Annotated in this window: 26 protein-coding genes; 16 read left to right on the top strand and 10 right to left on the bottom strand. The window is 53.6% G+C overall.

Annotation, left to right across the window (positions count from 1 at the left end; all coding sequences use genetic code 11):
- Window positions 1-8 precede the first annotated feature (8 nt).
- The 5 genes from hisG to AB7C91_RS08225 form a co-directional block, all read right to left on the bottom strand.
- Window positions 9-872, bottom strand: a complete 864-nt coding sequence (gene hisG / locus AB7C91_RS08245) for an ATP phosphoribosyltransferase (RefSeq protein ID WP_332446106.1) — start codon at window positions 870-872, stop codon at window positions 9-11.
- A 331-nt stretch (window positions 873-1,203) separates the two neighbouring features.
- On the bottom strand, window positions 1,204-2,901 hold the full coding sequence (gene pheT, locus AB7C91_RS08240; protein WP_428590503.1) for a phenylalanine--tRNA ligase subunit beta: 1,698 nt from the start codon (window positions 2,899-2,901) through the stop codon (window positions 1,204-1,206).
- Window positions 2,901-4,439 carry a phenylalanine--tRNA ligase subunit alpha gene (locus AB7C91_RS08235; RefSeq protein ID WP_428590500.1) on the bottom strand — a complete coding sequence of 513 codons (1,539 nt, stop codon included), beginning with the start codon at window positions 4,437-4,439 and terminating at the stop codon, window positions 2,901-2,903. The genes pheT and AB7C91_RS08235 overlap by 1 nt, the downstream gene beginning before the upstream one ends.
- 87 nt (window positions 4,440-4,526) lie before the next feature.
- Window positions 4,527-6,512 carry a dehydrogenase E1 component subunit alpha/beta gene (locus AB7C91_RS08230; RefSeq protein ID WP_332446103.1) on the bottom strand — a complete coding sequence of 662 codons (1,986 nt, stop codon included), beginning with the start codon at window positions 6,510-6,512 and terminating at the stop codon, window positions 4,527-4,529.
- A gap of 73 nt (window positions 6,513-6,585) precedes the next feature.
- Window positions 6,586-7,101 carry a flavin reductase family protein gene (locus AB7C91_RS08225; RefSeq protein WP_332446102.1) on the bottom strand — a complete coding sequence of 172 codons (516 nt, stop codon included), beginning with the start codon at window positions 7,099-7,101 and terminating at the stop codon, window positions 6,586-6,588.
- A gap of 187 nt (window positions 7,102-7,288) precedes the next feature.
- On the opposite strand from AB7C91_RS08225, the gene hpt reads away from it, so the two are divergent.
- Genes hpt through AB7C91_RS08205 form a run of 4 tightly spaced genes read left to right on the top strand, consistent with a single transcriptional unit; the run spans window position 7,289 to window position 10,461 of the window.
- On the top strand, window positions 7,289-7,846 hold the full coding sequence (hpt, locus tag AB7C91_RS08220; RefSeq protein ID WP_332446101.1) for a hypoxanthine phosphoribosyltransferase: 558 nt from the start codon (window positions 7,289-7,291) through the stop codon (window positions 7,844-7,846).
- Window positions 7,847-7,856: 10 nt separating this feature from the next.
- Complete coding sequence (locus AB7C91_RS08215; RefSeq protein WP_332446100.1) at window positions 7,857-8,417, top strand: phosphoribosyltransferase; 561 nt, start codon at window positions 7,857-7,859, stop codon at window positions 8,415-8,417.
- Window positions 8,414-9,685, top strand: a complete 1,272-nt coding sequence (locus AB7C91_RS08210) for an adenylosuccinate synthase (RefSeq protein ID WP_428590495.1) — start codon at window positions 8,414-8,416, stop codon at window positions 9,683-9,685. The genes AB7C91_RS08215 and AB7C91_RS08210 overlap by 4 nt, the downstream gene beginning before the upstream one ends.
- A 53-nt stretch (window positions 9,686-9,738) precedes the next feature.
- The gene (locus AB7C91_RS08205) at window positions 9,739-10,461 is read left to right on the top strand and encodes a hypothetical protein (protein WP_332446098.1); all 723 of its coding nucleotides are present in this window, start codon (window positions 9,739-9,741) and stop codon (window positions 10,459-10,461) included.
- Here the strand turns inward: AB7C91_RS08205 and AB7C91_RS08200 are convergent.
- Genes AB7C91_RS08200 through AB7C91_RS08185 form a run of 4 tightly spaced genes read right to left on the bottom strand, consistent with a single transcriptional unit; the run spans window position 10,409 to window position 14,283 of the window.
- On the bottom strand, window positions 10,409-11,047 hold the full coding sequence (locus AB7C91_RS08200) for a TetR/AcrR family transcriptional regulator (RefSeq protein WP_332446097.1): 639 nt from the start codon (window positions 11,045-11,047) through the stop codon (window positions 10,409-10,411). The genes AB7C91_RS08205 and AB7C91_RS08200 overlap by 53 nt on opposite strands.
- Before the next feature lie 2 nt (window positions 11,048-11,049).
- Window positions 11,050-12,477, bottom strand: coding sequence for an FAD-binding oxidoreductase (locus AB7C91_RS08195; protein ID WP_332446096.1), 1,428 nt, complete (start codon window positions 12,475-12,477; stop codon window positions 11,050-11,052).
- Window positions 12,474-13,469: an electron transfer flavoprotein subunit alpha/FixB family protein gene (locus AB7C91_RS08190; protein ID WP_332446095.1), complete on the bottom strand. Its 996-nt coding sequence runs from the start codon at window positions 13,467-13,469 to the stop codon at window positions 12,474-12,476. The genes AB7C91_RS08195 and AB7C91_RS08190 overlap by 4 nt, the downstream gene beginning before the upstream one ends.
- Complete coding sequence (locus AB7C91_RS08185; RefSeq protein ID WP_332446094.1) at window positions 13,462-14,283, bottom strand: electron transfer flavoprotein subunit beta/FixA family protein; 822 nt, start codon at window positions 14,281-14,283, stop codon at window positions 13,462-13,464. The genes AB7C91_RS08190 and AB7C91_RS08185 overlap by 8 nt, the downstream gene beginning before the upstream one ends.
- A 186-nt stretch (window positions 14,284-14,469) precedes the next feature.
- Here AB7C91_RS08185 and AB7C91_RS08180 point away from each other — a divergent pair, with 186 nt between their 5' ends.
- The 12 genes from AB7C91_RS08180 to AB7C91_RS08125 all read left to right on the top strand — a co-directional run bounded on the left by AB7C91_RS08180 (window position 14,470) and on the right by AB7C91_RS08125 (window position 22,625).
- Complete coding sequence (locus tag AB7C91_RS08180) at window positions 14,470-14,685, top strand: DUF5320 domain-containing protein (protein ID WP_332446093.1); 216 nt, start codon at window positions 14,470-14,472, stop codon at window positions 14,683-14,685.
- An 8-nt stretch (window positions 14,686-14,693) separates the two neighbouring features.
- Entirely contained in the window at window positions 14,694-15,080 is a 387-nt protein-coding gene (locus AB7C91_RS08175) for a DUF134 domain-containing protein (protein ID WP_332446092.1), read from the top strand.
- A complete protein-coding gene (locus AB7C91_RS08170) occupies window positions 15,077-15,439 on the top strand; it encodes a NifB/NifX family molybdenum-iron cluster-binding protein (RefSeq protein ID WP_332446091.1) in 363 nt (120 codons plus the stop codon). The genes AB7C91_RS08175 and AB7C91_RS08170 overlap by 4 nt, the downstream gene beginning before the upstream one ends.
- Window positions 15,408-16,268: a 4Fe-4S binding protein gene (locus AB7C91_RS08165; RefSeq protein WP_428590488.1), complete on the top strand. Its 861-nt coding sequence runs from the start codon at window positions 15,408-15,410 to the stop codon at window positions 16,266-16,268. Before AB7C91_RS08170 ends, AB7C91_RS08165 begins: the two co-directional genes overlap by 32 nt.
- A 1-nt stretch (window position 16,269) precedes the next feature.
- A complete protein-coding gene (locus tag AB7C91_RS08160; protein WP_428590485.1) occupies window positions 16,270-17,145 on the top strand; it encodes an ATP-binding protein in 876 nt (291 codons plus the stop codon).
- Window positions 17,142-17,975 carry an MBL fold metallo-hydrolase gene (locus AB7C91_RS08155; protein ID WP_428590482.1) on the top strand — a complete coding sequence of 278 codons (834 nt, stop codon included), beginning with the start codon at window positions 17,142-17,144 and terminating at the stop codon, window positions 17,973-17,975. Before AB7C91_RS08160 ends, AB7C91_RS08155 begins: the two co-directional genes overlap by 4 nt.
- A complete protein-coding gene (locus AB7C91_RS08150; RefSeq protein WP_428590478.1) occupies window positions 17,972-18,739 on the top strand; it encodes a P-loop NTPase in 768 nt (255 codons plus the stop codon). The genes AB7C91_RS08155 and AB7C91_RS08150 overlap by 4 nt, the downstream gene beginning before the upstream one ends.
- A 6-nt stretch (window positions 18,740-18,745) precedes the next feature.
- A complete protein-coding gene (locus tag AB7C91_RS08145) occupies window positions 18,746-19,105 on the top strand; it encodes a NifB/NifX family molybdenum-iron cluster-binding protein (RefSeq protein ID WP_428590475.1) in 360 nt (119 codons plus the stop codon).
- A gap of 238 nt (window positions 19,106-19,343) precedes the next feature.
- Window positions 19,344-20,471, top strand: a complete 1,128-nt coding sequence (locus tag AB7C91_RS08140) for an ABC transporter ATP-binding protein (RefSeq protein ID WP_332446085.1) — start codon at window positions 19,344-19,346, stop codon at window positions 20,469-20,471.
- Window positions 20,468-21,109 (top strand): ABC transporter permease, encoded by a 642-nt coding sequence (locus AB7C91_RS08135; RefSeq protein ID WP_332446084.1) that lies wholly within the window; start codon window positions 20,468-20,470, stop codon window positions 21,107-21,109. The genes AB7C91_RS08140 and AB7C91_RS08135 overlap by 4 nt, the downstream gene beginning before the upstream one ends.
- A complete protein-coding gene (locus AB7C91_RS08130; RefSeq protein ID WP_332446083.1) occupies window positions 21,106-21,705 on the top strand; it encodes an ABC transporter permease in 600 nt (199 codons plus the stop codon). Before AB7C91_RS08135 ends, AB7C91_RS08130 begins: the two co-directional genes overlap by 4 nt.
- Window positions 21,706-21,728: 23 nt before the next feature.
- Window positions 21,729-22,625 carry a glycine betaine ABC transporter substrate-binding protein gene (locus AB7C91_RS08125; RefSeq protein WP_428590469.1) on the top strand — a complete coding sequence of 299 codons (897 nt, stop codon included), beginning with the start codon at window positions 21,729-21,731 and terminating at the stop codon, window positions 22,623-22,625.
- 43 nt (window positions 22,626-22,668) lie between these two features.
- On the opposite strand, the gene AB7C91_RS08120 is transcribed toward AB7C91_RS08125, so the two are convergent.
- Window positions 22,669-23,493, bottom strand: coding sequence for a histidinol-phosphatase (locus tag AB7C91_RS08120; RefSeq protein WP_332446081.1), 825 nt, complete (start codon window positions 23,491-23,493; stop codon window positions 22,669-22,671).
- Window positions 23,494-23,632: the final 139 nt, after the last annotated feature.

The following is a 23,632-nucleotide window of genomic DNA, read 5'->3' as shown; positions in this document are numbered from 1 at the left end:
GAGTGCTCCTATTCCGTCATCTTTTCGATCGGGGTAACCAGGATGCCCTGGGCTCCCAACGCCTTGAGTTGCTCAAACACATCCCAGAAGGTATCCTCGGCAACCACGGTCTGTACCGATACCCATCCGGTTTCCATCAAACGGGTGACCGTTGGACTTTTCATGCCTCCGACGATATCAGCCACCTGGGCAAGATGCTCCTCGGGAAGGTTGAACAATACATACTTGTAGGAAGCGGCTTTCATAACCGCATCAATGCGGAGCAGAAGCCGTTTGAGAATGGTTTCCTTTTCACCATTGCCCATTTCCTTTCGGCCGATCATAACCGCAGTCGAAGTATAGACGGCCTCTACTTCCTTCAGGTCATTCATGGCGAGCGTTGCTCCGGTGGAAACCAGGTCGCAAATTGCGTCTGCAATACCGACCGCCGGGGTAACCTCCACCGAACCGGAGACCTGGATGAAACTGGCCGTGACCCCCCGCTCGGACAGCACCTTGCCCAGAATGTTGGGATAGCTGGTGGCGATCCGCTTTCCTTGCAGGCTTTCCAGCCCGGTGTAAGGGAATCCATGCGGAACCGCGACACTGAGCCGGCACTTGGCGAACCCAAGGTCCCGGATTACTTCCAGGTCGATGGCCTGTTCATCGTACTCATTCCGACCCACAATCCCGATGTCAGCAACCCCATCCCGGATGTAGGTGGGGATATCATCATCGCGCACATACAGGAATTCCAAGGGGAAGTTGGAAGCCATTTCCTTGAGTACCCGTGCATCGCTGCCGAACTTGATGCCACAGTTCTTGATGATTTCCAGAGACTTCTCACTCAGTCTTCCACTTTTCTGAATCGCAATTCTCAGCACATCCGCCATGATCTTCTCCTTCTCGGTATAAAAAAAACCCCCGCGACATGCGGAGGTCTGTATGTATAGGTATCAGAGCCCACCTGTCTACGGTTGCTTGGTCATGCAATGATGGTGATGGATGCTCATTCTGTTCTTGTTCATGACGAAACCTTACCGCCACCCTGCCGGGAATGTCAAGCGTTTCAGAGGAAAACTGCATAGATATTCATATTTTATGCATATGCAGGTCAATTTTTCGGGTTCGTAGTTTTTCCAATCTGGATGCTCCGAAAAAAAACCTGCAGCCCTCTGTAAAACCAAAGATGCTGCAGGTCTGCTTACCACAGGATGCAGATGCTTACTCGGTCATCAATACATCCAGGTCCAGCTCACAGGCGATGGTGGGCATCGTACTGCCCCATTTCTCCAATACCGCCGGATGGACTTCCCCGAACACACCGACGGGCACATCATTGCAGACAACGCTTGCACAACGGCCTTCGATAAACCGTCCGTCCCCCTCAAGCGGGGCAAGACCATACTCCTGGCCAAGGAAGTAGAACAGGGTGTTCACCAAGGAAGAAGCCTCGTTGTACCCCATCACGCTGTCGCTTGCCAAGAAGCCAAGGTTGTTGCGGGTGGTCGTCCCACTGTTGTCACTGCTGTCGATCAAGGCAACCTTTCCTACCTCGAAAATCTTGTGAGGGAACGGTGCATGGGCGCTGACGCTCTCACTTTCCAGCAGGGAAGGAATGATCGAGGGGCGCACCACCTCATAGTTCTCACTCATCGGATTGGCGATGAAAATGCACTTTTCCTGGGGGAAGGCCATGTTGTCCACGTACTCCTTCTTCGACCCAAGGTAGTTGTACATCATCTCCTGGAAACCGAGACCGACCATCAGGTCCTTCACCTTTCGGCCCATTTCCTCAGCCTTGCTCAGACGGCCTACAGTAAAGTCCTGCGGCATTTCCGGGGCAAAGTTGCCCAAACCGTACCCAATCATGACATCCTCGATGACATCCACCGGATGGAGGAAGTCGTTGCGGTACTCGGGTACCGTGGCATAGATGCTGCCTTCACTCTCAATGGCATAGATACCCATGCGCTTCAATGCAGAGACCGCCTGTTCGCCGCTCATGCATTCGCCGAGGGTCTTGTGGATCTGTGCCAGGGAACAGGAAATCGGATCCTGAAAATAATAGGGAACGGTGATTTTGGTACCGAACTCCGTTTCCTCGGGGAACTGAACCTGCACTGGAAGGATCTCGAAACCCATATCGGACATATCACAGGCCATGATGGCTGCAGCCAGGAGCAGATCCTTCAGATCCATACCGCTGAGTTCCAAAAAGAGATGCTCATCACCTACTTCCACCGCCCCGATGCGGGCACTGTTGATGACCGGTGGAAAGGAAAGCGTCTCATTATTGTCGTCATGCAAATACGGGAAGACTGCACAGTCGCTGACGATCGGACCATACTCGCGTCCTTTCGGATGCTCGGTGCAGATCTGCCGCAGAGTCAGCTCCTGATCCATCCCGAGCGGAATGAACTTGGTGGCATCGGGATCAGCACCCCGATAATGCACCGGATAGGTGATCAAATCGGAGCGATAGATTCCCATGGCAATCGTCTTCCGCTTGCGCCCGAAGTTCGAGCAGAGTTTTTCCTGGCTTTGGATCAAAGCCTCCAACTCGTCTTCATCGACCTTATGCCCCCGTGCGGCGAATCCGATGGAGTAGGGACGGACTTCCTTGGCCGAAACATCTACGATCAACACCCTTCCTTCATGGTCGAAAGCCTCCTCACTGGTGGAGAAGAAATCATACAAGGGGGCCTCGATGCCCCAGTACGCCTTCAACTGACGGGCAAGGCCGGCTGCCGACCACAGGTCGGGTCGGTTGGTATCATTAAGCTCAATCTTGAGCACGTCGTCTTCATGTCCATCCAATTCCGCTTTCGCAACCGGGAAAATTGCTTCCAGCTCGGCATCGGACAGGGTCTTTCCCAACAAACGATAGAAATGTTTGCCGGTGGTTTCAATCTTTGGCATTAGTTTCCCCTCCTGGTGCGCACCGACTCAATGTTCGGGGTGAAAAGCTCGCGTAGATCGTTCAGGCCGAGATGCATCAACGCCATTCGGTCAATTCCCAATCCCCATGCCAATACCGGCACATCGATTCCGAGGGCCTTGGTCACTTCCGGGCGGAAAATTCCGCTGCCCCCGAGTTCGAACCAACCTAACACCGGGTGCTTGATATGCACTTCGATCGAAGGTTCGGTGAACGGGAAATAGCCGGGAACATACTTCACTTCCTCGGCTCCTGCAATCTCTTCGGCAAACATTTTCAGCAGTCCCAACAGGGTCTTCAGATTCACATCCTCTCCGAGTACAATGCCTTCGGTCTGGTAGAAGTCAGCCCCATGGGTTGCATCCACCTGGTCGTAGCGGAAACACCGTGCCACCCCGAAATATTTGCCCGGGACTTTGGCCTTGGTAAGCTGGTGGGCGGAGAGCACCGTCCCTTGGCTGCGCAGGACCTGTCGACGGGTGAATTCATGATCGAAACTGTACCGCCACCCACGGCTTCCGGTCTTCCAACCATTCTCATGGGTTGCCGCCACCTGGCTGAGCCATGGCTCCTCGATGGTCTTGCAGTGCACCGGATCCTTGACATAATACACATCATGGATGTCACGGGCGCTGTGAAACTGCGGCATGAACAATGCATCACCGTTCCAGAACTCGTTTTCCACCAGCGGTCCGTCGAATTCCTCGAAGCCGAGACTGCACAGCTTGTCCTTCACCCACTGCAGGTAGTTGCCGTAGGGGTTGTGCCGGCCGGGAATCAGGCGGCTGGTCGGGGCGTTGATGCCGTACGGACGGAAGGAAGCCTGCTTCCAGCTGCCGCTGCTGAGCATCTCGCTGGTAACCGAGCCCAGTTCCTCACCGGTGATGTTTGCTGCAATTACCGCCTGTTTGGCTTCCGCCCCTGTTTCGGTCAGCGCATAGATGATCTCTTCACGTTCGACCACTTTGAACGGTGACCCGCTGGCACCGCGTTTTTTGGAGATCTTGGCCATTGCGGACGTTTCCTCAGCACTGAGCAAACGTTCCTCCAGCTCGCCTTCGCAACCGCGCTTGAGCAAGTCGGCGGTCACGATGAACTCACCTTCCAGCTGATCGGCCGATGCCTGTGCCTTGTTCTCCGCATTCATGGCAGCATACCCGGCTTTGGAAAGCTGTCCGAAAGCCGATCCCACTTCACTCTTCTCGAGCTGTAAGGCTGAGGCGATTTCCGGCAATGTGTGCGGTCCCTCAGCCTTGATAAATGTAAAGATGCGCTGTGCGGGTGTCCCTTTCTCCGACTGTTCACGTCCAAGGTCGGTCAGTTCGTAGAAGATGCCTTTGGTACGACTCTTCTCAACGAGATAGCCCTTTGCGCTCAACCAGCTGAAAGCCTGGTTGCACTGCCCCACCTTGTAGTCCAACTCGGCAACGAGTCGCTCGGCACTGATCGCCTCATTGAGGCCGACATGCCTAAGCAGGCGGACTTCCAGCGGATGCAGGTTCTTTACATCGATATCCATGCTGTTCTCACTCCTGTAGATATGCGCCGCAACGAAGGCAGGCGCAAGTGCCCTGTATTCTAGCGTCTACAGAGAAAAAAGGAAAGGCTATGCGGGGGAGAAAAGCGAGCGAACCGCCTCCACCACCGCTTCCTTGGAGGGAATGACCTCCAATTCCAACTCAGGGGCGAACGGGATGGGGCTTTCCTTTCCACACAAGCGTTTGGGAGCTGCAAGCATTTGGGAGAAACAGCGTTCATCAGAGGTGACGACCGCAACCACTTCCGCTCCATACCCCCCATACTCGGGACTGTCATGGACGACTAACAGTCGTCCGGTCTTGCGAACCGACTTGAGGATGGCCTGCGTATCCAAGGGCTTGAGCGTTGCCAGATCAATGACCTCCACCTCTATCTCATCCTGCAGGCTGAGCACTGCAGCAGCCTCCAGAACGGTAGTAACCGCATGGCTGTAGGAGACGATCGTCACATCCTTGCCGCGCTTCTTGACGATGGCTTTGCCCAGCGGCAGCAGATACTGCTCGTCCCCTACCGGGCCAAGGTTGTTGTACAGGTGCTTATGCTCAAAATACAGTACCGGGTTGTTGCTGCGGATGGCACTCTTGAGCAACGCCTTGGCATCTCCGGGACAGGAGGGGGCCACAATGATCAAACCTGGAACATTGGCGAACATGGCCTCCAGGCACTGGGTATGCTGGGAACCATGGCCGGTCCCGCTGCCGATCGGGGCACGGAGGACCATTGGGCAGGACAATTGGCCGGCGCTCATGAACCGGATTTTTGCAGCATGGTTGATAATCGGGTCGCTTGCCAGAGTGGCGAAATCACCATACATGATCTCGACGACGGGACGCAGGCCAAGCAACGAAGAACCGACGGCAAGCCCGGTGAAGGCTTCCTCGCTGACCGGTGTCTCGTGCATCTGACCAGGATGCTTTGCATACAGGTCTCCGGTCACCCGGAAGCAGCCTCCATACAGACCGATGTCCTCTCCGATCAGATGGACCGAACCGTCCCGACTCATCTCCTCATCCAATGCCTGACGGATTGCATCACGATAGCTGATGCGCGTCGTCGAAGAACAGACATGGTAGACTTCCTCTTCCTCCGGTGCAAAGAGATATTCCATCGCCTGCTCCAGATTGATCTTCTGGTCCCGGACCGCCATGGCATCGGCGGCTGCCTCATCAATGTGTTTACGAGCATCCAGAATCAGATGGGACACTTCTTCCTCGGTGAACATCCCCGACTGCACCAACGAACGGGTGAACAGGAATATTGGATCCCGTTCCGCCCAGATTTCCTCTTCTTCTCGGTCACGGTAGATGCAGGCGTCGCTTTTACTGTGTCCGCAACAGCGGTAGGTATTCAACTCCAGAAAGTAAGGCCGGCCGGTGGTGCGGATGGTTTCGACTGCGAGCGAACTGGCTGCATACACCGCTTCGACATCGTTTCCGTCGACGGTTGCATACGCAATCGAGTATCCCTCGGCGCGACTGGCGATCTGATTCGTCGAGATCATCCGGGAAGCGGCGGCACTCATGCCGTACTGGTTGTTCTCGCAGAAGAAGAGGACCGGTAGTGACCATACCGAGGCCAGGTTCATGCTTTCATGCAATGCACCCCGGCTGGTAGCCCCATCACCGAAGATTGCCACGCTGATGGCCTGGCTGTGCTGCATCTTCAAGGCGAATGCAAGACCGACGGCAAGGTTCACGCCGCTGCCCACCACCGCCGAGGATCCTGCGTTCCAGGTTTCGACGTCGGTCATGTGCATGGATCCACCCAGGCCTTTGCAGATGCCGTCGCTGCTGCCGAACATCTCGCTGAATAATCGGCGTTCATTGGTTCCCCTGGCGATGGTATGCCCGTGGCAGCGGTGAGTGGGAACGATCCAGTCCCCTTGGCTCAGGGCAAGCGAAAGGCCGGCCTGGCAGGCTTCCTGCCCAATGGAAAGATGGGTGGTCCCATGCATTTCCTTCCGTTTGAAAAATTCGTCGATACACTCTTCAAAATGGCGGGAACGCGCCATGATTGAGAGTGCAGACTGAGCCTGCTGTTTTGAAAGGTTCATCAATGCTCCTCGGCAGGATATGCAGTCCTGCCTTCTCAAGCCGGCCAATCGGCCTTGTTATGGTTTCCCCATCCTATTGGTTGGAGAGTATGCTGTCAATAAAACCGATGAAAACGGTATGCAGATCACCTTCCTGATAGAATTCCTGTATCTGAGGAAGCTGGAACATATCCTCATCAAAGTCCATCACGACCGCTTTGGTACAAGAGAAAACCAAGGAAGCTTGCTTGAAGGTTACACGTTCAGCTCCTTTTGGTGAAGAAATATAGGATACCTGCAACCCGGTCTCTGCAACTTTGTCATATTCCCTGCCGCTGTGCTGTCCGCACCAGACAAGATGGTCGCGCATACCGGGGGGGAAGAAGGACACGGTAAAGCCGTCGCTTGATTCCAAAAACTGATGGGTATAGCGGCTCTTGCGGACAAAAAGAATGATGATGTTCCGTTCCCAGAGCACCCCCATGCCTCCCCATGATGCAGTCATGGTGTTGAATTTTTCAGCATTTCCGGCGGTAACCAGAAACCCATCGGTCCCGATTGCAGTGAATGGATTCATCTGCAACATTTCGACAGGAACTTCAACATACATGGCAGGCCCCCTTATTTCACTTACAGTGTAGCTACGTGACAAGAGTGTGGTCAAGAGCCTGATTTTGTTGCAGTCCCGGCAACAGAGGACAGGTTGTGCAACATTGACACTCCATCTCTTTTCGTATATTCCTACAGACATACGGAACATGTTCCAACAGCCCTTGCTGTTGCGTTGAGGAGGCCCAATGAAAGATTCCCTCGCGATCCCTGCCCTGACAGAGGATCTCGCCCGTGTTCTCATCGATGCTGATACGATCAACCGAAGAGTTGATGCATTAGCCCGTCAGATCAGCAGTGATTACGCCGATATCAAAGGTACCCTGATCCTGGTAGGAGTACTCAAAGGCTCCTTCATTTTCATCGCCGACCTTGCACGCAGACTGAGTGTCGAACATGTCGTCGACTTCATCGCACTCTCTTCCTACCGGGGAGATCACAGCGGCAACGTTCGGCTCCTGATGGACACCAGGGAGAACATGGAAGACAAGCATGTGCTCATCGTCGAGGATATCCTTGACAGCGGCAACACACTTGACTACCTGATCAGGAACTTCAAGACCCGTAACCCCAAGTCGGTACGCACCGCTGTCCTGCTGGACAAGCCGGACCGGCATGTGGTCCCTGTTGACATAGATTACATCGGATTCACCATTCCCGATGTCTGGGTGGTCGGCTACGGGTTGGATTACAATGAAAAACACAGAACCCTTCCCTACATCGCCGAGATGTACCCACAAGCTTGAGGAGTGAGAGATGGACGACAATAAATTCTACGTCAGTTACAATTCGGTGCACAAATTGGTCAAGCATCTCAGTGAGCAATTGCTTGAGAGCGGCTACGATCCCGAGGTAATCGTTGCGATCGGAAGCGGCGGCTTCATCCCTGCAAGAATCATGAAAACCTTCATCAACCGCCCGATCTACGCTGTCGGCATCTCCTATTATGGAATCGACAAGAAACACAAGGATCATCCTACCAAGATCCAATGGATCGACGAAGTACAATCGCAATTGGTGGGCAAGAAGGTCCTGCTGATCGACGAGGTGGACGACACCCGTGCCACCTTGGCATACTGCATCGGGGAACTGCTCAAGTACAAACCCGAGGAAATCGCCGTTCTGGTCCTGCACAACAAGACCAAGGAAAAGGATGTTGACTTCCCCGTTGAGATCAAACGGTATTTCGCCGGCATGGAACTTGCCGATGTCTGGATCAAATACCCTTGGGATGCCGAGGATATTGAGGACCACACCCAAAAGGAACTGGAGATGCTGCAGGCATTCGCGAAAGAAGGCAAGGAGCTGTACCAATGAGCAACGTGACTTCCATTGTTGGCGCCCAGTGGGGCGATGAAGGAAAAGGTCGAATCGTCGACTACTTGGCGGTGAATTCCGATGTGGTCATCCGTTACCAAGGCGGAGACAACGCAGGGCATACCGTAATCAATGACAAGGGCAAATTCGCCCTCCATATCATACCGTCAGGCATCTTCAACCCGGAGACGATGAACATCGTAGGGGCTGGGACCGTCGTCAACTTTGAGACGATGGCTGAGGAATTGGAGGCCATCAAGGCAAAGCAGGTGACCGTCGACAACCTGTTCATCGATGTTCGCGCCCACTTGATCATGCCCTATCACCGCGCACTCGACGGTGCCCAGGAAGGCTCGAAAAGCGAAAAGATGCAGATAGGGACCACCAAGCGGGGAATCGGGCCTTGCTACAGCGACAAAGCCACCCGTTCGGGCATCAGAGCCGCGGACTTGCTTGACCTCGACCGCTTGAGAAACCGCATCCAGATGGCGCTTCCCCAGAAAAATCGGGAGCTCGCCTATTTCGGGCTGAAGGAATACACTGTCGACGAATTGATGGAACTGTGCACCAAATGGAAGGAAGCCTTCGGTGACAAGATCATCGATACGCTTCCGGTCGTACGCCAGGCATATGAAGAGAACCGCAAGATTCTCCTCGAAGGCCAGCTGGGGGTAATGCGTGACCTGGACTGGGGAATCTATCCTTACACCACCAGCAGCAGCCCCACCAGCGGCGGAGCTGCCGTGGGAAGCGGACTCGGGCCTGGCCGGATCGATGAGGTCATCGGAGTCACCAAGGTATACTCGACCAGTGTGGGCGGCGGTCCATTCATGACCGAGTTGTTTGATGAGACGGCTGAGAAGCTGCGCTCGGTCGGCGGTGAATTCGGAGCGACCACCGGCAGACCCCGCCGTTGCGGATGGTTCGATGCCGTGGCAGCCGATTTCTCCTGCTGGATCAACGGCTTCACGTCCCTTGCCCTTACCAAGCTCGATGTATTGGACGGCTTTGAGAAGATCAAGGTTTGCACCGCATATCGGGTGAACGGGGAAATCATCAACTATCTACCCGAAACCGCCCTTCAGGAAATCGCCGAACCGATTTACGAGGAGTTCGACGGCTGGATGGCAGATACGACCGGGGCACGAAAGTGGGAGGATCTCCCCAAGAATGCCCAGATCTACTGCAAACGACTGGGAGAATTGGTCGGCTGTCCGATCAAGTATATTTCCGTCGGCCCCGAACGGGATCAAATCATCATTCTCTAAATCCTTGCGAGGCCTGCCCATTCCGGCAGGCCTCGATGCTATGGAGGGTGCCTATGCGTAGGCTTCTGTTCATGCTCCTGTTTGGCATAGGGATACTCGTCTCACTGGGAGCAAGCGATTTGCTGGTGCTTTCCGACGGTTCGGTGCATATAGGGCGGATTCTTTCCTACGAAAGCAAGACAGGTCTACGCTTTGAGGCACCCGATGGGACGAAAAGCGAGTACCCAAGTTCTGCGGTCCTTGCAACCCGTACCCATATTGATGTGGACAATCTCATTGCGCAAACACTTTCCCCCACCTACGATATGATCATCTACCATCCCCGGAAGAAGGGAGGGGCCTATGAGCTTGCTCCCCGATACACCTATCGCGGGCAGACGTATGCGGTGGGTACCCGTTGGGGGGAACCAACCCAGGTGCTCGAGTTTTTCGATATGCTCAGGCAGCAGCCCTTGGATGAAGAGACCTCCGTCTTGATCGAGCAACTGAAAACTGCCATGACCAAACAGAACCACATCATGCAAGCCGGCCTGATCACCCAGCTTGCCGGCTTGTCCCTGCTTATGGTGCCCTATGTTGCCTCCGATGAGCATGCCGACATTCCTACCTGGGCCAACTGGACAGGCTTCAGTGGGATTGCCGTTGACCTGGCAGGGCTTGGAATCATGCTGAGCCAACTTTCGGTCGATCATGAAGCGTATCTGCAAAGGATTGCGGACTCATTCAACAATCATCTGACCGCCCAACCAAGCCTTTCTGCGTCGCTTGAGTACTAAGCAAGGCTCCCAGCAGCAAATGTCTGCAATACTGGAGGCCTTCCTCCACCAAGTCAAACGATGCCGAGGCAATGTTCCAATCCAAGAACAGCCCTCTGATTGCACGATTGAACAGGATGGCATAGGAATAGGCATCAAGGGCTTGGTTGAACTCACCGGAAATCTGGCCTTCCTCAATGATGGACCGGATGAAGGTATGCCAGAACCGGCTCTGGTCGGTGATGACCTTTTCAGAGCCTTCCTGCAGGACCTGATTGGCATACAGAACCTTCAAGGTGGGACAACCGATTACATCACGGATGTAGGTCAGTTGCAGTTCGGTGAATTTCAGCAGTTTGTCGGAACAGGAACTCTCCTGCCCGACTTCCCGGGCAATCGATCGATAGTACGCATCGATCGCCCAGAATTCCTCTACGATGATATCACTTTTGGTGGCGAAGTAGGTATAGAACGTTCCTTTGGCGGTCTTCGCCCGTTCAGTGATCTGTTGGATCGACACCTGGTCGAATCCCTTTTCCCTGAACAAGCCCAATGCACTCTCGAAAATCGCCTGCTTGGTACGCTGTGCCTTCGTCTGCTGAGCCATCATCACTCCTCGTCAAGAATCTTTCCCGGGTTCATGATACCATACGGATCGAGCGCCTGCTTCACCGTTTTGAACAGCGCATATTCGCTTGCTCCGGTCAAAGCCTTCAGATAGCGCTTCCGTTTGCACCCGATGCCGTGCTCCCCGCTGATCTTCCCCCCGAGTTCCCCGACCACGAATGCATAGAGCTCGGCGAGTATCTTCGGTTCCATCTCCAACCAGGATTCCTTGCTGCTCTCCGGGTTCTTGATCACCGTTGCATGCAGATTGCCGTCTCCGGCGTGCCCGTAGCAGGGAATCGAAACATCATATTTCCTGCTCAGATATTCCAACTTCGGCAGCACCAAGGGAATCGAGCCAATGGGAACCACCACATCCTCCAGACTCTGTACGGGACTGTAGACCTTGATGGCTTCGGCGATGTTGCGTCGGACCGACCAGATGCGTTCCCGATTGGTTGCATCCTCGGCGACATAGACTTCCAATGCTCCTTTTTCACTGCATAGATCCCCCACCTGGACAAGCTGACGCTCAACCAGTTGTTCATCCGTACCGTCGATTTCAATGAGCAGCATCGCCCCCACCCCGTCCAAAGGAAGCTGCTCATTAAGATAGGAACAGGACATTTCGATCGATATCCGGTCCATGAATTCGATGCTGGTGGGGATGATGCCCAGTTTCATGATTTGGGGGACCACCGATATCGCCTGTTGGGCTGATGCAAAGGGAATGAGCAGGTCGCTGGCAATCTTGGGCATTCCCAGAAGCCGGATTGTCGCCTTGGTGATGACCCCCAAGGTACCTTCACTGCCGATGTACAGGCTCTTCACGTCATACCCGCTGACATCCTTGACCACCTTTCCCCCGAGTTGCAGCACCTCTCCCTGGGGGGTGACCACCTCAAGGCCCAGGATATACCGGGAAGTCACCCCGTACTTCACCGCTTTGCCGCCTCCGGCATTCTCTGCGATGTTTCCCCCGAGGAAACAGGTTTCCAGACTCATGGGGTATCCGGCAAAAAACAGACCGTAGGATTTCAACCGTTCATTCAACTCATTGGTAACGATACCCGCTTCGGCAGTCACGGTAAGGTTGGCTTCATCGATTTCCAGGATCCTGTTCATCTTCTCCACGGAAAGCACGATCCCTCCGTATACGGGAATGGCTCCTCCACTCAAACCAGAACCGGCGCCGCGCGGAGTTACGGGAATCCGTGAGGCATGGGCAATACGCATGATGGAGGCGATCTGTTCGGTGGTATTCGGGGTAAGTACGACATCCGGTAGGTGGCCGTATTCCTCCCGCGAAGTCTCATCGTGCGCATAGGCTTCCATGCGCTGCTTGTCGACAACCACATTCTGGGGCCCGACGATGCTCGTCAATGCTGCAAGCAAGGACGGATTCAATGTTCCATAGGAATGAGCTTTCATGCTTTCCTCCTTTCGCTCAGTTGCTTTTCCAACTCCGGAATCACCCGAAAGAGGTCCCCGATGATGGCAAAATCCGCCAAACCCAGGATGTTTGCATGTTCGTCCGTATTGACGGCTACGATGCATTCAGATGTCTTGATGCCGGCCAGATGCTGGATTGCCCCGGAGATCCCCAGTGCAAGGTACAACCGTGGGCTGATGGTTTTCCCCGAGAGCCCGACCTGATGGGGGTAGCCGATCCACTGGCGGTCCACCGCCTCCCTGCTGGCTCCCACTTGGGCATCAAGGACGCCGGCCAAATGTTCGACCAATGCCATATACTCCTTCTTTTTCAACCCCCTTCCCCCAGCGACCACCCGAGGAGCTTCCTCCAAGGAACACGGCTGGTCGGAAAAGGGAATCACACCCAGCACTTCCACCTTCCGGCTGTCCCATTCGCTCTTGAATGCAAGTCTGACTATGGTGCCGCTGCGAGTAGGGTCATACGCCAAAGGCTTGGTCGAGCGGGGACGGATGGTGGCCATCTGCGGGCGGTGGTCAGGGGTCTTGATCGTCGCAAGGATGTTCCCCCCGATGGCAGGTCGGGTCTGCAGGAGGTTGCCGGTTCCCTCCTCAATGGCCAGACCGGTACAATCGGCGGTAAGTCCGGCATGCACCTTGACCGCCACATAGGGGAGCAGCGTCCTTCCGGTGGTGGTGGCAGCTCCCAACACGATCTGCGGATGGTATTCGTTGATCAGGGAAGCCAGGACCGCCGCATATCGATCGCAAACAAAGTTGCCGAGCCTCGGATCATCGATTACATACACTATATCGGCCCCTTGGGCGATCAAGCGCTCAAGTTGCTCGTCAGGGATTGAGCTGCCCAGGACCAGGGTCCCCAGGTGCACGCCGAGGGTATCGGCGAGATCACGGGACCTGGCGAGCAACTCAAAGGATACATCCTTGACCTGAGCGCCATACGTTTCCGAAAGTGTCCATACATCATGCATGATCGACATCCCCCTTTCCCAACAGCTCCCGTTCATCCAGGAAAGCTATCAACTGCGCCACAGCGTCATGAATCTCTTCATCACGCTCAGCTTTGACCATCCTGCATTGGCGGCTGACCTTGGGCGTTTCGATTTTCACCACCTTGGTGGGAGAACCTTTCAAACCAATGCCCTGCATTTCGAGCCCCAGATTTTCTGCATTCCATCGGGTGATCTGCATCTCGATCGCCCGTTTCTTTCCCCGTAGGGTGGGAAGCCTGGGGATGGCGATTTCCTTGACCACGGTCATCAGCAGCGGCAATTCCGATCGTACCTGCTGATACCCCTCCTCCACCAAGCGCTTCACCAATACGAACGGTTCGTCGATTTCGTCGATCGACGCCACATAGCTGAGTACCGGTAGATCCAACCAGGAAGCAATGGCTGGACCGACTTGGGCGGTATCGCCATCGGTGGCCCGTTCTCCGGTAAGAATGAGATCGAAGGGACCGATGTTGCGTATCGCCGCAGCCAGAATACGTGAGGTTGCCCAGGTATCGGAACCGGCGAAGGCGCGGTCACACAGATGCACCATTGCGTCGGCACCCATTGCCACCGCTTCCTTCAGCACTTTTACGGCGCTCTCCGGGCCCATGGTAAGAACGGTCACCCGCCCATTGCACTGCTCTTTGATCCGCAAAGCGGTTTCCAACGCATAGATGTCCAATGGGTTGAGTATGGAAGAAGATCCTGAGCGAATCATGGTGCCGGTCTGCTTGTCCATCTGGACATCGCTGGTTTGCGGCACTTGTTTGATTGGTACAACGATGTGCATGCGATCACCTCTTTTTCCCTATCCTACAAGGGGTTTTTGCTGCCGTCAATCAAAAAAATGACCGCGGTCAATTTTTCTTTTTCACCAGTATACTCAGCTAGTTATTGACATATGCCAGAAACTGGGGTATGGTATGGATAGTTACTGACATATGTCAATAACAATACTCCATACAGGAGGCATACCATGCCAAGAAGAGATGGAACCGGCCCGTTGGGCTGCGGCGCAAGAAGCAACAAGGGAATGGGCTTTTGTCGAACTGGATTCGGGTATGGACAAGCTGGGGGAAGCGGGTACGGACACAGGGTCAACTCCCCACTCCTGCTTGCAGAACGGAAGCGGATGTTGGAACAGGAATTGAAAACCGTTGAGACCTTGCTTGGCGAGCGTCCTCAAGCCTAGGAGTTTGCATGCCGAGACCACGTAAATGGAGAAGTGTCTGCACGTTGCCGGAAACCACTAAATTCGGTCCGTTGGGTTCCTCACTGGATGGAATCTCAATCCTCTACATGACCGTCGATGAATATGAGACGATCAGGCTTATAGACCATGAGAATCTCACCCAAGAAGCATGCGCGCTGCAAATGAATGTTGCCAGGACGACCGTCCAAGGCATCTATGAGAGTGCCAGGAAAAAACTGGCTCAGTCGCTGGTGGAAGGCCGTCCGCTTTTCATCGAAGGCGGAGACTACCGTCTCTGCGACCATGGGGGCCCCCATTTCCATGGCTGTGGAAGGGGTTGCAGGCGCCGCTTTGCGCAAGACATACGCACCGAAGAAGGAGAAATCACGCAATGATCGTAGCAGTTCCTGCAGAAGAGAAAAGCCTGGACAGTGCAATCAGCCTGTCATTCGGTCGTGCACCGCATTATTGTCTGTACGACACCAAAGCACAGACAAGCCGTTTCATCGACAATACGGCAGTCGACCAAGAGGGAGGCGCAGGCATCCAGGCCGCACAGAAGTTGGCTGACCAACACATCGACGCCTTGATCACCTTTCGGTGCGGGGAGAATTCAGCCAAAGTCCTGAAGGCTGCAAAGGTCACTTTGCTGAAAGCGCTGAACCTGAGCATCGCGGACAACATCTCCAGTTTGCTGGACCATACGCTTGTCGAGCTGACCGATGTCCATCCCGGGTATCATCATGCCCGCTGAGCCCACCATCGTCATTCTCAGCGGCAAGGGGGGTACGGGAAAAACGTTGGTATCGGTCAATCTGGCCGCTGCAGCCGACCAAGCAACCTACCTTGACGCTGATGTGGAGGAGCCCAACGGACAGCTCTTCTTCAAACCGACGATACTTGGCCAACAAATGGTCTATACCACCAAGCCGGTGGTCGATCCAACGCTTTGCGACGGTTGCCGTAGGTGCGTGGACTTGTGCGCGTTCAACGCCTTGGCCATGATCGGCAAGGAATTGCTGGTATTCGAGGAGGTCTGCCATTCCTGCGGATTGTGCACTGCCATCTGCCCCAAGCATGCACTGCATGAAGAAAAACGACCACTGGGGTTGGTCAAACAGGGAAAAAGTGATCAGGTGAGATTTCTTTCCGGTGAAATGCGCATTGGAGAAAGTTCCGCCGTCCCCATCATCAAAGCGATGGTGCATCAACATCTTGACGGCCTAATCATCATCGACGGACCTCCGGGCAGCGGTTGTCTGGTGCAGGAAACCATCAAAATAGCCGATTTTTGCCTATTGGTTGCAGAACCCTCCCGCTTTGGAGCACACAACCTGGAGATGGTCCATGAGCTGGTAACGATGATGGGAAAACCCTGTGCCGTTCTCTTGAACAAGACCCAGGAACTCGCAAACCCCTCCCAGGAGTATGCACTTACAAACGATCTGAAAATCATAGGTTGCCTACCTTATGATCAGAATCTTGCCCGACTTTCCAGTGAAGGACGGATTGCGGTGCGTGAGGATCATGCATACCGAGCCTATTTCGCAACATTGTTGGCTGAACTGCTGCAGGAGGTATAGGATGCATCAAATCCTCATACTCAGCGGTAAGGGAGGAACCGGGAAAACGACGGTAGCAAGCAGTTTCATTGCATTGAGCAAGGCAAAGGCTTCTGCCGATTGCGATGTGGATGCCCCCAACCTGCACTTGGTGATGGGATCCTTCGAACAGGAACAGGATCATGGATATTTCGGACTGGAAAAAGCCGTCATCGACGGCAAGAAGTGCATCCTCTGCAATCGTTGCTTTGCCGTCTGCCGATTCGATGCCATCAAGCCGGGAAAACCCTATCAGATCGATGCAATGGCCTGTGAGGGATGCACCTACTGCTCCCATGTCTGTCCGACCGACGCCATCTCCACCATTCCCTTTCAGGCAGGAACAACCAAGCTTTTCCACCGGCAGGATGCATATTTCTCCACCGCAACGCTGAGGATGGGAAGTGGAAACACCGGAAAGCTGGTGAGCGAGGTCAAGCGACGGCTCAAGGATGCGGCAGAAAAGACGGAGGTTGCCATCCTTGACGGAAGTCCGGGCCTCGGGTGTCCCGTCATCGCTTCTTTGACCGGTGTCGATCTGGCGCTCATGGTTGCAGAACCCTCGGTAAGCGGTCTTTCCGACCTCGAACGGGTGGTAGCAAGCGCAAGGCAACTCCAGGTGCCGGTTGCAGTAGGAGTGAACAAGGCCGATATGAACAAAAAGATGAGTGCACAGATCGAGCTGTATTGTTTCAAGGAAGGGATTCCGTTCCTTGGAACCATACCCTACGACCCAACGGTGTTGGAGGCGATCAACAACGCACAGGTTCTGGTTTCGTATGACTGTCCTGCCTCAGCTGCCGTCAAGGCCATCTATGAACGAACATTGCTCGTATTGAAGGAGATGCACATACAATGAAAATCACCGCTTTGGTGGAGAACACCACCAACAAACCGAATGTAGGAGCCGAACACGGACTGAGCCTGCTCATAGAGTCGGACAACAAGGTTCTGCTCTTCGACACCGGCGCAAGCGACCTGTTCGCCAAGAATGCCCTGGCCTTGGAGGAGGACCTTTCGCGTGTCGATTTTGCGGTCCTCTCCCATGGGCATCATGATCATGGTGGGGGCCTGAGCACGTTCTTTTCATTGAACACCAAGGCCCCGCTGTATGTCAGAAAGGAAGCCTTCGGTCCGTATTACTCGCAACGCAGCGACGGACAGTTTCGTTACATCGGCCTTGAGCAGTCCCTACTGGGCAGCAACCGATTGATCTTCACCTCTGCATTCACCCCCATCACCGAAGGCTTTTCCCTCTTCTCGAAGGTGGAAGGCAAGCAATTTGTACCCATGGGGAACCAAAGTCTGTACAAGCAGGAAGAACAAACGTTCCTTCTCGATTCCTTCACCCATGAACAATACCTTGTGGTGGAGGAAAAGGGAAAAACCGTATTGGTCAGCGGATGCTCGCATCGCGGGGTCGTGAATATTCTCAGGTCATTCCAGACACGATATGGCAGAAATCCCGATCTGGTCATCGGGGGCTTTTACCTGTACGACCACAGCTCCGGCGAGAGGGAGGATGCCAATACGTTGAACAGCATTGCCGACATCCTGCTCGAAAGCGGTGCGCAGTATGTTACCTGTCATTGTACCGGAGAGGAGAACTATCTATTCCTCAAGAACCTGATGGGGGAGCATATCTCCTACCTGCATGGAGGGGATGTCCTACAAGAGGTGCACGCATGAACGAATCCATGAAGGCAAGTTCCAAAACCGGCAGTGACATCAACCACATCATTGCCATTGTCAGCGGCAAGGGCGGAGTCGGGAAATCGTCGGTAACCAGCCTGCTTGCCTGCGCCATGCAGAGAAAGGGATACCAAGTCGGCATCCTCGATGCCGACATCACCGGTTCTTCGATTACCAAGACCTTCGGCATCACGGCCAAGGCCACCGGCGAGGAAGGAAGGATAGAACCGGCGACCAGCAGGACCGGCATCAAGATAATCTCGACGAACATGTTGCTTTCCGAGGAGAGTGATCCAGTCATCTGGCGAGGACCCTTGATCGCCAACACGGTGAAATTATTCTACACCGACGTTGACTGGCAGACCCTCGATTATTTGTTCATCGATATGCCGCCGGGAACCGGGGACGTTCCCTTGACCGTATTTCAATCCCTTCCGGTGGAAGGACTCATCATGGTCACCTCCCCGCAGCAATTGGTTTCCATGGTAGTGGAAAAAGCGGTGAATATGGCCGCAACAATGCAGATTCCCATCCTTGGTCTGGTGGAGAATTATTCCTATTTCCTCTGCCCCGACAACCAGAAACGGTATGCAGTCTTCGGAGAAAGCCATCTTCAGGAGATAGGGGAGCGTCATGCGCTTCCCGTCCTTGCCCGGTTGGGAATCGATGAGCAGCTCAGCCTGGCCTGTGATCAAGGAGCAATCGAATCGTATGAAGGCTGTGATCTTTCAGCCTTATGCAATACATTGGAAGAGAGGTAATACATCATGCTGAAAGTAGCAGTAGCAAGTGAGGCCGCACAGGTATGCGGACATTTCGGACATTGTGAAAGTTTTGAGATCTTCGACACGGAGAATGGGAAGATCATCAAGGAAGAGTCGGTGCCAAATCCTGGACATCGCCCAGGATTCCTTCCCAACTTCCTCCATGAAATGGGAGTGAATACCATCATCAGTGGAGGCATGGGAAGCGGAGCCGTGGACATTTTCAATGAGCATGACATCGAGGTCATCCTTGGAGCAAGCGGAGCAAGCAAACTGGCGGTTGAAGCGTACCTGGCAGGACAATTGCACTCAACAGGAAGCGTGTGCCATGAGCATGCACATCATGATGTGTGCGACCAGTAACGCATAATCCAGTCAATGCAAAACACCCTGTCCCTATGATGGGGTGTTTTTCTTGCATATTTTTGTTGTTCCATCAGTACAAATTCATCAGTATCAGTAAAATTCCTGCTGTCAAGAAGAGAATATGCAACATTTTTTGCATCGGGTTGCCAAACTGACAACTTATATATTACTATTAGGTTGTCATTAATTCGCATACGAAATTTTCTTTACCATACAACAGGAGTTATCGAGAACCATGATAGAATTCAAACATGTCACCAAACGCTATGGGTCGGCGACCGTCTTGCATGACCTGAGCTTTACGATCAATACGGGAGAGTTCGTCATCCTCATCGGCCCGAGCGGATGCGGCAAGACGACCACCCTACGAACCATCAATCGCTTGATCGATCCAAAACCGGGAACCGTCTTCATCAACGGCAAGGATGTCACCGAACAGAATGCAGTCCAACTTCGCCGTCAGATCGGCTATGTCATCCAGCAGATCGGACTATTTCCCAACATGACGGTCGAACAGAACATCAGTGTTGTTCCCAAATTATTGAAATACGGCAAGGAAGAGTGCAACAGAATCGTCAGGGAACTGCTTGCCCTGGTCGATATGCCCTATGAACACTATGCACACAAATACCCCTCTGAACTTTCGGGAGGCCAACAACAGAGAATAGGGGTGCTCAGGGCACTGGCCGCCTCCCCTCCCATTGTCCTGATGGATGAACCTTTCGGAGCCTTGGATCCGGTGACCCGCGATTCCCTGCAGGAAGAGATCAAACGTATCCAGAAGAAGTTGAAGAAGACGATCGTCTTCGTGACGCATGACATGGATGAGGCGCTTCGGCTTGCCGATACCATCATCTTCATGGACAAAGGGAAAATCGTGCAGATGGCAAGCCCTGAGGAGATGCTCCAGCATCCGGCCAGCCCGGTCATCAAGAGTTTTATGGGTAAGCATATGCTCAATGACGCCCCTTCAGCCCCGCTTTGTGCGCAGGAATTCATGAAGACCAAGGTGTACAAAGTCTATAAAAATGCAAAGACACTCGCTTCGATCGAATTGATGAGCAAACGGGACATCAACAGTCTGGTGGTCATCGATGACGATGAAACCTACCTGGGAACCGTTTCCATCGAGGATATCAAGGCACGCGGCAAAGCCGGCCGACAGATTACCGAGTTGATCAATACCGAAACCCTTACCGTGGGACGAAACGATGATGCGAAGGATGCGCTGGACAAGCTGCTCAGCTCCTCCTCCAACTATGTCGTGGTACTCAATGATGATCGAACCGTTGCCGGAATCATTACGCGCACCAGTACGGCCAAGGCCATGGGCGAAGCCCTCTGGGGGGATTTATCGGCATGAGTTTCCTTCTATTTCTCCAAGAAAACCAAATGGCTATGCTCCAGAGCCTTGGCCAGCATATCGCACTTGTCCTTTTCTCCGTATCAGCCGGCCTCTTGATCGCACTCCCTTTGGGCATCATATTGACCCGCCATGCAAAGGCTGCTGCAATCGTCCTCGCCTTCGCCGGAACGGTACAGACCATTCCCGGACTGGTGATGCTCGGTTTCGCCTTGGTCGTGATGGGAATCGGAACAGTCCCTGCATTGGCAGTGCTTACCCTCTACTCGATCCTCCCGATCCTGAGAAATACCTATACAGGTATCATCGGTGTGCTTCCTGCATACAAGGATGCCGCCAAAGGCATAGGAATGACCAAACGCCAGATCCTGTTCAAGGTTGAACTTCCCCTGGCTCTTCCCTCCATCGTAAGTGGGGTGAGGATATCAGCCGTGTATATCGTCAGTTGGGCGACACTTGCAGGAATGATCGGTGCAGGTGGCTTGGGAGACTGGATCTGGACTGGATTGGCTACTTACAATACACAATATATCCTTGCGGGAGCAATTCCCTCTGCCATACTTGCCTTCGGCTTCAGCGGCCTCATTGCGCTGCTGCAACACGTGATAAAGCCGAGGGGACTGAGGAGGAAGGCATGAACGAATTGCTGCGCGCCATAACAGAACATCTGGCGATCGTCGGAGTTTCCATGATCTTCGCTTCGCTGCTCGGCATCACACTGGGAGTCCTCTCCTATTGGAGACGCAGACTCGGCTCGGTGATCATCAGCGTTGCGGAACTGATCCAGACCATCCCTTCGCTGGCATTGTTGGCATTGTTGATGATCGTCTTCGGGCTCGGGGATGTGACCATGGGCATAGCCTTGGTGCTCTATGCATTGTTGCCCATCGTACGCAACACCTACACCTCATTGACCCAACTGCCGCCGCACATCATCGATGCCAGCCGAGGTATGGGAATGAGCAGGGTCCAGCGATTGGTACACGTAGAGATACCGCTCTCCATTCCCATGATCTTCTCCGGACTGAAAGTCGCCTTGGTCAATTCCCTGTCGATCGCCGTCATGGGCGTCCTTATCGGCTCAGGTGGGTTGGGTTACATCATTTACCGGGGAATCCAGCAGAGAAACCTGGACCGGATCCTCATCGGGGCCATTCCGGTAGTGGTCATCGCCCTGATCTTCGATTGGTTGATGACCAAAGCGGAAAAACGCTTCATGAGACATACCCGTTGATACATTACAAGGAGTTACATTCTATGAACATACAAAAGAAACGAACCGTATTCGCCCTGATTCTGGCAACACTGGCCTTGCTGTTCTTCACAGGTTGTGCCAAGGACGATACGATTACCATAGGCTCGAAGGATTTCGGGGAGAACATCGTCATCGGGGAAATGCTTTCCCAACTGGTGGAAGCCCATACCGATCTGAAAGTGGTCCGGAAGCTCAATCTCGGGGGGACCTTCGTTAATTTCAACGCGATCAAGAATGGACAGATCGATGTGTATCCGGAATATACCGGTACCGGTCTGACCGCCCATCTGAAAATGGATGTGATCAAAGATCCGGATACATCCTATCAAGTAGTCAAGGATGCATTCGAAAAGCAGTTCGGCATCATCTGGCTCGATCCACTCGGGTTCAACAATACCTATACCTTGGCAGTCACGCCTCAGGTATATGAAACCTACGGGGTACAAACCTTCAGTGATCTGGTCCCCTATGCAAAGGACCTGGTATTCGGTGCAGAACATGAATTCTTCGATCGACAGGATGGTTTCAAAGGCTTGGTGGATACCTACGGCTTCTCCTTCAAGGGAGAACCGATGAAACTGAACGCATCGCTCAAGTACCAGGCAATCGGCAAAGGCGATATGGACGTCACCGATGCATTCGCCACCGACGGCCCCATCAAACAATACAACCTGAAAGTACTGAAGGATGACAAGGGTTTCTTCCCCCCGTACTATGCCGCCCCGATCGTCCGAAAGGAAGTGTTGGAGAAACATCCTGAACTGAAGGGTGTGCTGAATTTGCTGCAGGGAAAACTCGACGACGCCACCATGACCGAGCTTAATTATCAGGTTGATGTCGAAGGCAAGGCGGTGGAACAGGTCGCCAAGGAATTTTTACAATCGCAAAACCTGCTCTAGGTGCAATATGCAACTGTATGACACATTCGGGCAAAGCCGGGCATCAAAGGATGACCGGCTTTCCTGTATCCGAGAGCACAAAGGAAGCAAAGGATATATTGCAGCTTGAGGCAAAGAGCTTGGCAGCTGCACTACGGTCGGTCAATTCAGAAGGAGCATGGGCATCACTGTTGGTGACGATCTTGACATCATACTGTGAGGCAAGTTCCCAGAATTCCTTGATAGGATAGGAATAACGCTCTCCTTCATCGGTGATGACCTTGCGCTTTCGCATACCGTTGGCGTTAATCTCCAATGCCACATCCATCGAGTGGGCACAGTCAAGAATGGCGCGGCTGGTCGCCTCGGCCTCAGCATCCCATCGATGGTAATTGTAGGCGAATACGTCCGGATGGGCTCCGAAAAGAAACAACTTCGACTCAAGGGCTTTGCAGTAGAGGTCGGTATAGGAAAAGAGATCTTCCTTGGTCAAACGATTCCAGAACACCGAATATTCAGCATCAAGGTCGAAGGACAGGTCATGGATTGCACAAATGAGGTAATCGACGTGTTCCTTCACCTCTCCATAATAGCCTTGGTATTCGGGGAGGTAGTCGCATTCATATCCGGTGAGGATGGTAAGCGAGGCAGGGGACAGGGCTTTGGCTTTCTGTACGTCCTGTTCATACTGGGTCATCTGGTCGAACAGCATTCGGCTTCTCTGCCATCGGCCATCCGGTACAGGGCAATGCTCGCTGAAGCCCAGAAGGCCGAGATTTTTATTCTCAGCTTCCTTCCAATAGTCCTCGATCGTCCCGATTCCGTGACCGCAATAAAAGCTATGGGTATGGAGGTTTACTGCCTCCTGATGATAGGTGTGCGTATCCATGATAGTTTGTGAGCAAGTATCGGGGATATCAAAGAATTGTGCAACACCCGGGAAGGGGAAAAAAATCTGGCCAATTTGAGAAAATTCACTCCCAAGTAATTGACTGAAGGGGGGAAATACCCAATTATGGGGCTGACTT

The sequence above is a fragment of the Sphaerochaeta sp. genome, assembly GCF_050256055.1.
Classification (GTDB): Bacteria; Spirochaetota; Spirochaetia; order Sphaerochaetales; family Sphaerochaetaceae; genus Sphaerochaeta.
Note: the sequence above shows the minus strand (reverse complement) of the source record. Positions and strands in the feature narration are given on the sequence as shown.

Excerpts from the sequence above, each read along its gene's own strand:
- hisG (WP_332446106.1), bottom strand. The coding sequence starts at position 872 with ATGGCGGATGTGCTGAGAATTGCGATTCAGAAAAGTGGAAGACTGAGT.
- pheT (WP_428590503.1), bottom strand. The coding sequence starts at position 2,901 with ATGCCAAAGATTGAAACCACCGGCAAACATTTCTATCGTTTGTTGGGA.
- AB7C91_RS08235 (WP_428590500.1), bottom strand. The coding sequence starts at position 4,439 with ATGGATATCGATGTAAAGAACCTGCATCCGCTGGAAGTCCGCCTGCTT.
- AB7C91_RS08230 (WP_332446103.1), bottom strand. The coding sequence starts at position 6,512 with ATGAACCTTTCAAAACAGCAGGCTCAGTCTGCACTCTCAATCATGGCG.
- AB7C91_RS08225 (WP_332446102.1), bottom strand. The coding sequence starts at position 7,101 with ATGTATGTTGAAGTTCCTGTCGAAATGTTGCAGATGAATCCATTCACT.
- hpt (WP_332446101.1), top strand. The coding sequence starts at position 7,289 with ATGAAAGATTCCCTCGCGATCCCTGCCCTGACAGAGGATCTCGCCCGT.
- AB7C91_RS08215 (WP_332446100.1), top strand. The coding sequence starts at position 7,857 with ATGGACGACAATAAATTCTACGTCAGTTACAATTCGGTGCACAAATTG.
- AB7C91_RS08210 (WP_428590495.1), top strand. The coding sequence starts at position 8,414 with ATGAGCAACGTGACTTCCATTGTTGGCGCCCAGTGGGGCGATGAAGGA.
- AB7C91_RS08205 (WP_332446098.1), top strand. The coding sequence starts at position 9,739 with ATGCGTAGGCTTCTGTTCATGCTCCTGTTTGGCATAGGGATACTCGTC.
- AB7C91_RS08200 (WP_332446097.1), bottom strand. The coding sequence starts at position 11,047 with ATGGCTCAGCAGACGAAGGCACAGCGTACCAAGCAGGCGATTTTCGAG.
- AB7C91_RS08195 (WP_332446096.1), bottom strand. The coding sequence starts at position 12,477 with ATGAAAGCTCATTCCTATGGAACATTGAATCCGTCCTTGCTTGCAGCA.
- AB7C91_RS08190 (WP_332446095.1), bottom strand. The coding sequence starts at position 13,469 with ATGCATGATGTATGGACACTTTCGGAAACGTATGGCGCTCAGGTCAAG.
- AB7C91_RS08185 (WP_332446094.1), bottom strand. The coding sequence starts at position 14,283 with ATGCACATCGTTGTACCAATCAAACAAGTGCCGCAAACCAGCGATGTC.
- AB7C91_RS08180 (WP_332446093.1), top strand. The coding sequence starts at position 14,470 with ATGCCAAGAAGAGATGGAACCGGCCCGTTGGGCTGCGGCGCAAGAAGC.
- AB7C91_RS08175 (WP_332446092.1), top strand. The coding sequence starts at position 14,694 with ATGCCGAGACCACGTAAATGGAGAAGTGTCTGCACGTTGCCGGAAACC.
- AB7C91_RS08170 (WP_332446091.1), top strand. The coding sequence starts at position 15,077 with ATGATCGTAGCAGTTCCTGCAGAAGAGAAAAGCCTGGACAGTGCAATC.
- AB7C91_RS08165 (WP_428590488.1), top strand. The coding sequence starts at position 15,408 with ATGTCCATCCCGGGTATCATCATGCCCGCTGAGCCCACCATCGTCATT.
- AB7C91_RS08160 (WP_428590485.1), top strand. The coding sequence starts at position 16,270 with ATGCATCAAATCCTCATACTCAGCGGTAAGGGAGGAACCGGGAAAACG.
- AB7C91_RS08155 (WP_428590482.1), top strand. The coding sequence starts at position 17,142 with ATGAAAATCACCGCTTTGGTGGAGAACACCACCAACAAACCGAATGTA.
- AB7C91_RS08150 (WP_428590478.1), top strand. The coding sequence starts at position 17,972 with ATGAACGAATCCATGAAGGCAAGTTCCAAAACCGGCAGTGACATCAAC.
- AB7C91_RS08145 (WP_428590475.1), top strand. The coding sequence starts at position 18,746 with ATGCTGAAAGTAGCAGTAGCAAGTGAGGCCGCACAGGTATGCGGACAT.
- AB7C91_RS08140 (WP_332446085.1), top strand. The coding sequence starts at position 19,344 with ATGATAGAATTCAAACATGTCACCAAACGCTATGGGTCGGCGACCGTC.
- AB7C91_RS08135 (WP_332446084.1), top strand. The coding sequence starts at position 20,468 with ATGAGTTTCCTTCTATTTCTCCAAGAAAACCAAATGGCTATGCTCCAG.
- AB7C91_RS08130 (WP_332446083.1), top strand. The coding sequence starts at position 21,106 with ATGAACGAATTGCTGCGCGCCATAACAGAACATCTGGCGATCGTCGGA.
- AB7C91_RS08125 (WP_428590469.1), top strand. The coding sequence starts at position 21,729 with ATGAACATACAAAAGAAACGAACCGTATTCGCCCTGATTCTGGCAACA.
- AB7C91_RS08120 (WP_332446081.1), bottom strand. The coding sequence starts at position 23,493 with ATGGATACGCACACCTATCATCAGGAGGCAGTAAACCTCCATACCCAT.